Origin of the sequence: Streptomyces sp. NPDC000983 (genome assembly GCF_040299205.1) — a bacterium.
Classification (GTDB): domain Bacteria; phylum Actinomycetota; class Actinomycetes; order Streptomycetales; family Streptomycetaceae; genus Streptomyces.
The window spans coordinates 24,834-35,435 of record NZ_JBEPBM010000055.1 but is presented as its reverse complement, the minus strand read 5'-3'; the positions used below and the strand labels follow the sequence as shown (position 1 = coordinate 35,435).

The 10,602-nt window shown below is 69.0% G+C and carries 11 protein-coding genes and 2 tRNA genes; 11 read left to right on the top strand and 2 right to left on the bottom strand.

Features of this window, described 5'->3' with window-relative positions; translation table 11 throughout:
- Nucleotides 1–580: 580 nt before the first annotated feature.
- The 4 genes from ABT296_RS35090 (at nt 581) to ABT296_RS35075 (ending at nt 4,353) form a co-directional block, all read left to right on the top strand.
- Nucleotides 581–1,669: a DNA cytosine methyltransferase gene (locus ABT296_RS35090; protein ID WP_351933579.1), complete on the top strand. Its 1,089-nt coding sequence runs from the start codon at nt 581–583 to the stop codon at nt 1,667–1,669.
- Nucleotides 1,670–1,782: 113 nt separating this feature from the next.
- The gene (locus ABT296_RS35085; RefSeq protein ID WP_351933577.1) at nt 1,783–3,000 is read left to right on the top strand and encodes a NaeI family type II restriction endonuclease; all 1,218 of its coding nucleotides are present in this window, start codon (nt 1,783–1,785) and stop codon (nt 2,998–3,000) included.
- A gap of 650 nt (nt 3,001–3,650) precedes the next feature.
- Entirely contained in the window at nt 3,651–3,854 is a 204-nt protein-coding gene (locus tag ABT296_RS35080) for a hypothetical protein (protein WP_351933575.1), read from the top strand.
- A gap of 286 nt (nt 3,855–4,140) precedes the next feature.
- On the top strand, nt 4,141–4,353 hold the full coding sequence (locus ABT296_RS35075) for a hypothetical protein (RefSeq protein ID WP_351933573.1): 213 nt from the start codon (nt 4,141–4,143) through the stop codon (nt 4,351–4,353).
- An 11-nt stretch (nt 4,354–4,364) separates the two neighbouring features.
- Here the strand turns inward: ABT296_RS35075 and ABT296_RS35070 are convergent, their stop codons facing one another.
- Nucleotides 4,365–5,021 (bottom strand): SDR family oxidoreductase, encoded by a 657-nt coding sequence (locus ABT296_RS35070; RefSeq protein ID WP_351933571.1) that lies wholly within the window; start codon nt 5,019–5,021, stop codon nt 4,365–4,367.
- Between the two features lie 167 nt (nt 5,022–5,188).
- A complete protein-coding gene (locus ABT296_RS35065; RefSeq protein WP_351933569.1) occupies nt 5,189–6,457 on the bottom strand; it encodes an amidohydrolase family protein in 1,269 nt (422 codons plus the stop codon).
- Between the two features lie 274 nt (nt 6,458–6,731).
- Here ABT296_RS35065 and ABT296_RS35060 point away from each other — a divergent pair.
- From ABT296_RS35060 to ABT296_RS35030, 7 genes are all read left to right on the top strand, one after another.
- Nucleotides 6,732–6,804, top strand: a tRNA-Thr gene (locus ABT296_RS35060).
- A 44-nt stretch (nt 6,805–6,848) separates the two neighbouring features.
- Nucleotides 6,849–6,921: transfer RNA gene (locus ABT296_RS35055), tRNA-Met, on the top strand.
- A gap of 89 nt (nt 6,922–7,010) precedes the next feature.
- Entirely contained in the window at nt 7,011–7,175 is a 165-nt protein-coding gene (gene rpmG, locus ABT296_RS35050; RefSeq protein ID WP_003948671.1) for a 50S ribosomal protein L33, read from the top strand.
- 312 nt (nt 7,176–7,487) lie between these two features.
- Nucleotides 7,488–7,940 carry an FAS1-like dehydratase domain-containing protein gene (locus tag ABT296_RS35045; protein ID WP_351933567.1) on the top strand — a complete coding sequence of 151 codons (453 nt, stop codon included), beginning with the start codon at nt 7,488–7,490 and terminating at the stop codon, nt 7,938–7,940.
- Between the two features lie 8 nt (nt 7,941–7,948).
- The gene (locus ABT296_RS35040; RefSeq protein WP_351933583.1) at nt 7,949–8,377 is read left to right on the top strand and encodes a MaoC family dehydratase; all 429 of its coding nucleotides are present in this window, start codon (nt 7,949–7,951) and stop codon (nt 8,375–8,377) included.
- A gap of 119 nt (nt 8,378–8,496) precedes the next feature.
- On the top strand, nt 8,497–9,066 hold the full coding sequence (locus ABT296_RS35035) for a TetR/AcrR family transcriptional regulator (protein WP_351933565.1): 570 nt from the start codon (nt 8,497–8,499) through the stop codon (nt 9,064–9,066).
- Nucleotides 9,067–9,159: 93 nt separating this feature from the next.
- On the top strand, nt 9,160–10,596 hold the full coding sequence (locus tag ABT296_RS35030; RefSeq protein ID WP_351933564.1) for an MFS transporter: 1,437 nt from the start codon (nt 9,160–9,162) through the stop codon (nt 10,594–10,596).
- Nucleotides 10,597–10,602: the final 6 nt, after the last annotated feature.

The following is a 10,602-nucleotide window of genomic DNA, read 5'->3' as shown; positions in this document are numbered from 1 at the left end:
GGTGATCTTGGTCGTGAACCCGTCTACCAGGAGCTTTCTTCATGCCCGCCGCCGGGGCCCGCAGCCCAACCACCCGTCAGGTTGGAAGGGGCTCATTGAAGGAGCCCTCTGTAAATCTCCCAGTTGGGCCGTCCTCGCGCCGAGTAAGGACTGGCGAGCGACGACTGCCGTTGGCAAACGATGACTGAGGGGGCGCGATCGTCGGCCGCACCCCTCAGTGCGTTAGCTGAGCTTCAGGCGCCCGGCTGCTCCTCTTCCACCGTGTGCTCGACATTGCCATCCTGGCAACCTTAGATGTGCAGCTGGATCACCGACCGCAGATCGACTCTGCTTCATACGTTCAGCCCGCGATAAAGATGCCAAAGTCCGCATACCCACATGTGCGAACCTCCGAAGGTTGAGTTGCTCCCGGGGTACGACGCAGGCCCGACCTACGTGATGTCTAGCACTGCACACGGCTCCGTCTAGCCGCAAGGGACTCGTGCAGCGCTGGGTTGTCAGTGGTCACAGGTACGCTCGCACAGCGCCGCACTGCATAGGGCGGCCGCTTAGACCGCCATCCTGATGCCCTGGAGACCACGTGCAGCCAGTCAAGATCGTCGACTTGTTTGCCGGACCTGGTGGCTTGGATGTGGCTGCGGAGAAGTTGGGAGTACCCACGGTCGGCATCGAATGGGATGCCGACGCTTGCGAGACCCGCCGCGCTGCTGGCCTGGACCCCATCCAGGGCGACGTGCGGCAGTACGGTCCGGCCGACTTTCCGGACGCAGACGTGTTGGCTGGCGGTCCGCCCTGCCAGACCTTTACAGTCGCAGGCAGTGGGGCGGGTCGTAAGGCCCTTGATGACGTTCTCAAGTTCGTCGACCGCATGACTGCTCGGGTCGACCGCGAGGAGATCGTCAGTGATCTCGCGAAACTGGATGACGAGCGGACCGGCCTGGTGCTGGAACCTCTTCGATGGATCTTGGAAGCCATCGACGTGCAGAAGAAGCCCTACGAGGCGATCATCCTGGAGCAGGTACCTGCGGTGCTGCCTGTATGGGAGGCCTACGCCCAAGTCCTCCAGACCGAGGGCTACTCCGTGGACTACGGTCTCCTGCTCACCGAGGCCTACGGCGTTCCGCAGACGCGGAAGCGTGCGGTACTGATCGCGCGGAGGGGGGAGCACGATGTGAAACTGCCTGCCCCCACTCATCGGACGTACCGCAAGGGGGTTCCGCGTGATGCCGGCGACGCCTCGAAGAAACCCTGGCGAACCATGGGCGATGTCATCGAGCGAGGAACACCCTTCGAGGTCATCTCGAACTACGGAACCGGCGGTGACCCCAAGCTGCGGGGGCGCCGGTCCTCCTCCCAGCCTTCTGCCACTGTGACGGGCAAGATCCGCCGCAACCGAGTTGTCTCCTTCGACGGGGTCGAACTGGATCGGTTCAGCCACTCCGAGGCCGGACGTCTGCAGACGTTTCCTGTCGACTACCCATGGTCGGGTCGCGACATCGGGCAGCAGATTGGGAATGCAGTTCCGCCGCGGCTGGCGGCGCATGTCCTGAGCGCCGCCTTCGGCTGGTCCCCGCCGAGTGAGGAGCTGCTGGCGAAGCTCGATTGGTGGCACCGTCTTCCGGGGCAAGCCGCGTCCGCGCCTGACGACGAGGTGCTGGTGGGGGTCTAGCGCTTTCACGGCCTCCTCGAATCGATCGAGGATGCGTCGCCCACCGGTTGCCGATCGCGCCCTTCTTGGGACTCGTCGAACCCGGTTGAGTGCCTGCTGCCAGACTGCAGCGCGTGACGATACAAGAGGGTCTGTGGCTCCCAGAGGATGCTGCTCCGGCTGGCTTGCAGGATTCGCGAGCGTTGGCGGCGAAGTACTCGCGCCGCAATTCGTACCGCACTTGGGATCTCCCGACCGAGCCCATGAGCAGGGTGCCGCGTGAGTGGCGGATCCAGTCCGGTCTTACCCAACCCGTCCCCGATGACCTTGCCCCGTTCGTGGATTGGTTCTACAGCCAGCCGGAGGCGCGAGAGCGCTTCCGATGGGCGCTCCGCGACTCCCTCGACGAGTTGCTCGATGGCCAGCGGACGGGGCGCTGGGCGTACCAGCACCTGACGAAGACGGAGAAGACGTATCTCGGCACGGCCGTAGAGGTGAACCTCACCAAGGAGTTCGCCATTGACAACGGCGCAGACCTCGACTGGTCCATTGCCGGGCTCGACATCGACTGTAAGTTCTCGAAGGATCTCGGTGGTTGGGAGATCCCGATGGAGATGTATCTGTGCGCCGACCACGGCGAGCGGAGTGGCCGTGCTGACCATGCTGCAGTCGTGACCTGGATAGACGACGACACGAGCCGGTGGGCCGCTGGCGTAGTGCGGATCACCGATGAGCGCTTGCGCTGGAAGAGAGCGCTGGGTGTAAACGGTGACCTCGTCCGCGCATACAACCGAGACAACAAGCGCAAGCTCTCCGACGGCGCCAAGTCCGATGTCTACTGGCTTTGGGGTGGGCTCCAGAGGGATCTGCCGACAAACCTGCTCCGCCACCTGGATCCCGAAACACGCGAGCGGATCCTCACTGCCCGACTGCCGGGCCGCCGATCCTCGTCGGGTCAGCAGCGGGTGAACCAGCTGTTCCGTGATGTGCAAGACCGGCTCGTTGGCCGCCAGGCCGTGTTGACCGTCGGCCAGCAGGACGACGCACCGAAGCGTGCCCGCGACGCCCGGATAAAGCTGCGCCCGGAGGGCATTGTCGTGCTGGGTCACCAAGGATCACACCCACACGCCGCCCGTGCGCTCGGATTGCCGGAACCGACCAAGGGTGAGTGGATCTCCACCAGCCTCGTCCCTGTCTCATCTGACGATGACCGACCGAAGTTCTCACTGGACGGCCAGTTCTGGGCGCGTGCTTGCGGGGAGGAGCGGTTGCATTCCGTTGCCGCGCCCGACCTACCTGATGGCCGCGAGAGCGCTTGGGTGCACCGCTTCGGGTCCGGTTTCACGGCGTAGCTCGGCTCTGATCCGGCATGGGTTCACGCGCGGAACTGCTGGCCGAGGCGGACCGAGACCTAGTGGCTCGGAAACGGGTGGGCCGGCGACGTTCCTCTGTGGAGTCGGGCGGGCGCTGCGCTCCCCACCGAGGGTGACCTGGAGTGATCGAGTAACTACGGAATGGGATCGAATCTCACTCCGTAGGGTTACTGCCAATGTGCACACAGTGGTTTTCGTCGACTTTTTTCAGGGTTCATCTCGAATGCTGGACACAGGCCGTCGCCGTGTCGCATGAATCGGCGCCGCGTGCATACTCTCTTTCGCACGACGGCGAAGCGCCCTGTCCCCAACATTCCACTTGGGGGTCAACAGGGCCCTGTCACCACCAGGTTGTCGTCGCTATGGAGTCCGGCAGGTATCGCGAAGAGGCTGCGAGACGTGCCTGGGGGGCGGCGGCAGATATAGCGCGGCCTCCCGCACCACACGGGAGGCCGCCTTCTATGGAGTCCAGCGGCCTCCCGGCCCTCAGAACTGAGAAAAGGGAAGTCGTGAACCCGACGAACAATACGGGCGGACCGCTGCGTCCGTCGAATGCTCAGATGGCGCCGATCTCCACGCAGGGACCCGCATCGGAACATTCGACTGACACGTCTACCCGACGGTCGCCCGTGGCAGCACCCAAGTCCCGGCCCAGCTGGAACGTCGAAGCGCCCTCCTTGGAGGCCACGGCCATCGTGACGATTGCCACGGCCGAGGCAGCCAACCTGGCGGGGTTTGCCGACGGCCCTGTCGCTGGACCGGTCGCAGGCGGCGCGATGGTGATAGGTGCCATCGTCTTCCTCGCGAAGAAGTGCATCAAGCGCAACCGCTAGCCACGCAACAGGGGTCCCGGCAGCCAGCCAGGGCTCCACTTCGGGGGAGGCTTTCCCCCCAGGCGTCCCCCGGAGAGGGCGGTAGCCAGGATATGCCCTGGTCATGAGCTAGATCATCGGCCCACTGTAAATCTGCCGGCTCAGCCTTCCCAGGTTCGAATCCTGGCGCCGCCACTTGGGGAAGACCCCCTGGGGATCGTGGAAACGCGATCCCCAGGGGGTCTCTTCGTATGTGCCCCCGCGACGCCCCCGCCACCCTCGTCCCGTTTCCAGGGAGACTGAGCCCATGTCCACTCGTCGCAGAAGGTGTCCCGAATGCCGTCGGGAGATCGCCGTGGTCGCCGGACGGTTCGCGCGCCACGATCCGCCCGGGGCGCGGGGCGGCGGCGGGCTCGTGTCGTGCGCCGGGTCGCGCAGGCAGGCCGAAGTCGGTGCGGCGCAACCCTCGTTGGACGGGTACGTCGTGCCCGATTTCCCCGGGCAGTTGCCGCTGTTCTGAGGCGGCGGGCCTCAGTTGCCCGCCACCGACTTCACCGCCACCGCCACCGGTGCGGAGCCGCTGATCAGTTCGAGGGTCAGGCCGGCCGTGGCGGGGGTGTCGACCAGTTCCGCCAGGACGGCGGCCACGTCGTCGCGCGGAATCGGCCCGCGGCCCGTGCGGGCCTCCAGGCGGACCAGGCCGGTGCCGGCGTCGTTCGTCAGCATGCCGGGGCGCAGGATCGTCCAGGCCAGCGCGTCCAGGCCGCTGACGTGCCGGTCCGCCTCGCCCTTCGCGCGCAGATAGACGTCGAAGACCTCGCGCCCCTCGTGCCCGGCGTCCGCGCCCATCGAGGACACGGCCACGTACCGGCGGACCCCCGCCCGTACCGCCGCGTCCGCGAACAGGATCGCGGCGTCCTTGTCCACCGTCTCCTTGCGGCCCGCCCCGCTCCCCGGTCCTGCGCCCGCCGCGAACACCGCCGCGTCCGCACCCTGGAGATGCGCCGCGACCTCCTCCACCGACGCCGACTCCAGGTCCAGCAGGACCGGTTCGGCACCCGCCTCCCGCAGATCGTCGCCCTGTTCGGCGCGGCGGATGATGCCCGCCACCTCGTCCCCGCGCGCGGAGAGCAGCCGCTCCAGCCGCAGCGCGATCTGTCCATGACCACCAGCGATGACAATGCGCATGTCTTCGACCGTACGCCGGGACGGCCCCATCCGCCCCACGCGCGAGATCCCCCGCACGCGCGAGCCCTCACCCACGCGCGAACTCCCCACCCCCGGGTTCCCCACGCCCACGCGCCCCCGTTCAAACCCCGTGTGCCGCCCCCGGCCCCCCAGCTCCGGGCCCCCGGTCAGGAAACCTCCCCCCGCCCCTGTCGCGGCAGCCCCAGTTCCGCCGCTGCCGCCGAGTCGCAGTACTCCCGTACCGCGCTGGTCCGTGCCACAACGCGCCCCCGGTGCACGACGATCCGGCTGTACGCCAAGGACAGCGCCCCCGCCAGCCGGTCCCCGCGCACCGCCAACAGGTCGGCCGGGAAACCCGCCTCCACCCGCACCTCGGGCAGGCCCAGCACCGCCCGGGCCGCCGAACTCACCGTGTCGTAGGCGTCCTCGGGGCCCAACCCGTAGCGGGAGGCCAGCAGATAGGCCGCTTCCAGCGGGTCGCCGCGCCCCACCGGGTTGGACACGTCCCGCAGCGCCCCGCTGCCCGCCGCCACCCGCACCCCGGCCGCGCGCAGCAGCCGTACCGGTGCCGTGCCCCGGCGGTCCACGCCGCCGCAGCCGCCCTGCGGCAGGCACACCACCGCCACCCCGGCCGCGGCGAGTTGGTCCGCCGTCCGGGACGCCGCGTCGGCCGGCAGGCGCCCCAGGCCGCCGCAGGGGCCGAGGGTCACGCCGGGGCGCAGTCCGCCGGCCATCGCGGCCAGCCGGGACAGCCGGGCCGGGTCGTCGGCGTCGGTGTGCAGATCGACGGGGCAGCCGTGCTCGGCCGCCAGTTCGAGGACCGTCTCCGCATACCCCGTCGGATCGGGGTCCAGGTCGGGACAGCCGCCGACCACCGACGCGCCCATCTTCAGCGCGTCCCGCAGTATCGCCAGCCCGTCTGCCCCGGCCACGCCGGTCAGCAGCCGGGGCATGGCCACGGCCGTCAGCTCGGTGAGTCCTCGCAGCGAGCGCCGGGCGCGCAGTACGGCGGCCAGTGCGCCGAGGCCCTGGACGTCGCCCACGCGTACATGGGCCCGTACCGCCGTGGCCCCGTGGCCGAGTTGGAGCAGCGCGGCCTCCGTGGCCCGGCGCTGCACGTCCTGCGGGTCGTCGGAGACGGGGCCGTCGGAGTCGGCGGAGAGGGCGCTGTCGCCGTGGGCGTGCGGATCGGCGGGGGCGGGGAGCAGGAGGTAGCCGCTGAGGTCCACGCGGGTGCCTCCCGCGCGGGAGGCACCGCCCGCCAGGCTCCCGGCCGTGCCCACCGCCTCGATGTTCCCGCCGCCCAGGCGCACGTCCACGGTGCGGCCGTCGATGAGGCGTGCCCCGCACAGCAGCAGGGCGGCACGCTCGGAGGGCCCCGGAGACGAGGACGACGAGGACGACGAGTGGGGCGGCGGGGACTGGCTGTCGGGCATCGCGCTCCAGGTGCTCGCTGCTCGGGACGGCGCCGCGGACCGCACCGGGGGTGCAAGATCACGCAGAGTGAGTCGAGCCTAGGGCGGTGATCCGCTCACGGCAGGGAGGAGCGCAATAGTCGTACCGGTGTGGCCCGGTGCGTGTGAGCGGTGCGGAGGAGGGTGCCGCGGGGGCGTCCGAGGCGGTCGGGAAGCCCGTCGGATCGGGGTGCGGCGGGGCCCGGGAAACGGATTTGGGTGAACGGCGGCGGACCGTGTAATGTCTTCATCGCTCGCCCCAATAGCTCAGTCGGTAGAGCGTCTCCATGGTAAGGAGAAGGTCTACGGTTCGATTCCGTATTGGGGCTCTGGTGTGAGAGTCCCCGCCGCGAGGCGGGGCCGATCACATCAAAGCGGTGTAGCTCAGTCGGTAGAGCAAGCGGCTCATAATCGCTGTGTCACCGGTTCAAGTCCGGTCACCGCTACTGACAGTAGCCGATTGCGGGGTCGGTCCTTCGATCGGCTACTCTTTTATGCGTTAAACCATCCCATCCGTTCGTCAAGGAGCACTCACGTGGCTGCCACCGACGTCCGCCCGAAGATCACGCTGGCCTGCGTGGAGTGCAAGGAGCGGAACTACATCACCAAGAAGAACCGGCGTAACAACCCGGACCGTCTGGAGATGAAGAAGCACTGCCCGCGTTGCAACGCGCACACCGCGCACCGCGAAACGCGATAACAAGGCTCGTACACGAGGCCGCCCCCGCAGTTCGGGGGGCGGCCTCGTGTCGTTTCGGCCGACCGGTTACCGGTCGGTTCGCAGGGAGCTCACAGACGGCTCGCGGCGAGTTCGCGGAGAGCTCGCGGAGCCGGCCGGAACCAGCAGAGTTCGCAGACCGCCGCCCGGCCCGTCCCGCGGAAGACCGCGACAGGGGCACCGGCCCTTTCCGGGGAACCGGAAAAGGATCACCGGCCCTTTCGGGGATTTCGTGAACGGGATCACCGGCCGGCCCCGGGACATCACCCGCAGACCCCAGGAGGTGCCGAGTCCATGGCGCTCGACCAGTCCTTCGTCGGGCGGAGCTATCCGCCCACCGACCCCTACGAGGTCGGCCGCGAGAAGATCCGTGAGTTCGCGGAGTCGGTGGGGGACGCCAACCCCGCGTACACGGACACGGAGGCCGCCAAGGCGCTCGGCCACCCCGATGTGATCGCCCCGCCGACCTTCGTCTTCGCGATCACCTTCAAGGCGGCCGGCGTGGTCGTCGCCGATCCGCAGCTCGGCCTGGACTACAGCCGGGTGGTGCACGGCGACCAGAAGTTCGCCTACACCCGCCCGGTGCGGGCCGGCGACCGGCTGACGGTCACCTCGACCATCGAGGCGATCAAGTCCCTCGCGGGCAACGACATCCTGGACATCCGCGGTGAGGTCCACGACGAGGCGGGGGAGCACGTCGTGACCGCCTGGACGAAGCTGGTCGCCCGCGCGGCCGAGGAGGCGTGAGCAATCCCATGACGGCGAAGATTTCGTACGCCGACGTCGAGGTCGGCACCGAACTGCCCGCGCAGTCGTTCCCGGTGACCCGGGCCACGCTCGTCCAGTACGCGGGCGCCTCCGGCGACTTCAACCCCATCCACTGGAACGAGAAGTTCGCCAAGGAGGTCGGACTGCCGGACGTCATCGCGCACGGCATGTTCACCATGGCCGAGGCGGTCCGGGTGGTCACAGACTGGACCGGCGACCCGGGCGCGGTCGTCGAGTACGGCGTCCGCTTCACCAAGCCGGTCGTCGTGCCGAACGACGACCGGGGCGCGGTCATCGAGGTCAGCGGCAAGGTCGCGGCCAAGCTCGACGACAACACCGTACGGGTGGACCTGACGGCGACCAGTGCCGGGCAGAAGGTGCTCGGGATGTCGCGGGCGGTCGTACGGCTGGCGTGACGCACGCGCGTGCGGTGAGGTGAGGTAAGGGGCGCTCTCCATGGCGGGGCGCCCCTTACCCATGGAGAGCCGACGCGGTCCGCTTGACTTAGTTAGTGATTGAGTACTAACTTTCAAGCATGGTCAGGATGAGCGCAGAAGAGAGGCGCGAGAGCGTCATCCGGGCGGCGACCACCGAGTTCGCCCGGGGCGGCTACCACGGCACGTCGACCGAGGCGATCGCCAAGCGGGTCGGGGTGTCGCAGCCGTACCTCTTCCGGCTCTTCCCGGGCAAGAAGGCGATCTTCCTCGCGGTGGCGGAGCGGTGTGTCGAGGACACCATCCGCACCTTCGAGGAGGCGTCCGCCGGACTGGAGGGCGAAGAGGCACTCCATGCCATGGCGAACGCGTACACCAGGGTCATCGTCGAGCACCCCGAGCGGATGCTCATGCAGATGCAGATGTACGTCGCCGTGGCGGCCGCCGAGGCCGAGGGCGACCACGAGTTCGGCGCCACCGTGCGCGACGGCTGGGTGCGACTGTGGGACACCGTCCACCTGCCGCTCGGCGCGGACATCGGCGAGACGACCACCTTCATGGCGATCGGCATGCTCATCAACTGCCTGACCGCCATGGGATTCCCGCCCGAACACCGCGTGTGGGCGGGGCTCTACCCGGACGTGCGCGAGAGCGGCCGGCTCCAGCACTGAAGCGGCGAGGAAGGCGTTCGGCGCTTTCCTGTGCCCTCGAAACTTAGTCATCAATAACTAACCAAGTGCCCGTGAACACCCTCTGGGGGAGAGATGTCACAGCAGAGCGCACCTCGTGGAGGGCCCGTCTGGGCCCTCGTCATCACCAGCGTCGCCGGATTCATGGCGGCCCTCGACAACCTCGTCGTCACCACCGCGCTGCCCTCCATCCGCGAGGACCTCGGCGGAGCCCTGCACGACCTGGAGTGGACGGTCAGCGCGTACACGCTCACCTTCGCCGTCCTGCTGATGTTCGGCGCGGCGCTCGGTGACCGGTTCGGCCGCCGACGGCTCTTCCTGGTCGGCATCACGATCTTCACCGCCGCCTCCGCCGGGGCGGCCATGGCCCCCGGCATCGACTCCCTGATCGCCGCCCGCGCGGTCCAGGGCGTCGGCGCGGCGATCATGATGCCGCTGACGCTCACCCTGCTGACGGCCGCGGTGCCCGCCGCCAAGCGGGGGATGGCGTTCGGCATCTGGGGCGCGGTCAACGGGCTCGCGGTCGCCTCCGGACCCCTCATCGGCGGCACCCTCACCGAACACATCTCCTGGCAGTGGATCTTCTGGCTGAACGTTCCGCTGGGCCTGATCCTGCTGCCGCTCGCCCGGCTGCGCCTCGCCGAGTCGCACGGCACGGGCGCCCGCCTCGACATCCCCGGCACCCTCCTGGCCAGCGGCGGCCTCTTCGGCATCGTCTACGGCCTGGTCCGCGGCCCCGCCGACGGCTGGACCGCACCCCTGGTCCTGACCGGCCTGTTCGCGGGCGGGGCGCTGCTCGCCGGGTTCGTCCACCACGGCATCCGCGCCAAGCACCCCATGCTCCCGATGCGGCTCTTCCGCTCCCGCGCCTTCTCCGGGATCAACGCCGCCAGCATGCTGATGTTCCTCGGCATGTTCGGCTCGATCTTCCTGCTCAGCCAGTACATGCAGGGCGTGCTGGGCTACTCGCCCACCGAGGCGGGCCTGCGCATGCTGCCCTGGACCGGTATGCCGATGCTCGTCGCGCCGATCGCCGGCATCCTCTCCGACCGGATCGGCGGCCGCCCGGTCGTCGCCGCCGGCCTCTTCCTCCAGGCCGCCGGCCTCGGCTACCTGGCCTCGGTCATCACCGCCGACGCCTCCTACGGCGTCCAGCTGCCCGGCCTGATCATCAGCGGTGTCGGCATGGCCCTGTTCTTCGCGCCGGCCTCCGCCCTGGTGATGTCCAGCGTCCGCGCCTCCGAGCAGGGCATCGCCTCCGGCGCCAACAACGCGCTGCGCGAGGTGGGCGGCGCCCTGGGCATCGCGATCATGTCGTCGATCTTCGCGGCGCAGGGCGGCTACGAGACCGGCCAGACCTTCGTCGACGGGCTCAAGCCCGCCCTGGTCACCGGTGCCGCCCTGGTGGCCGTCGCCGGAGTCGCCGCCCTGTGCATCCCGGGCCGCCGGAGCGCCGGGCCCGCCGAGACCCCGGACGCCCCCGCCCCCGTGCTCGAGACCGCCGGCCGCTGAGGAGAA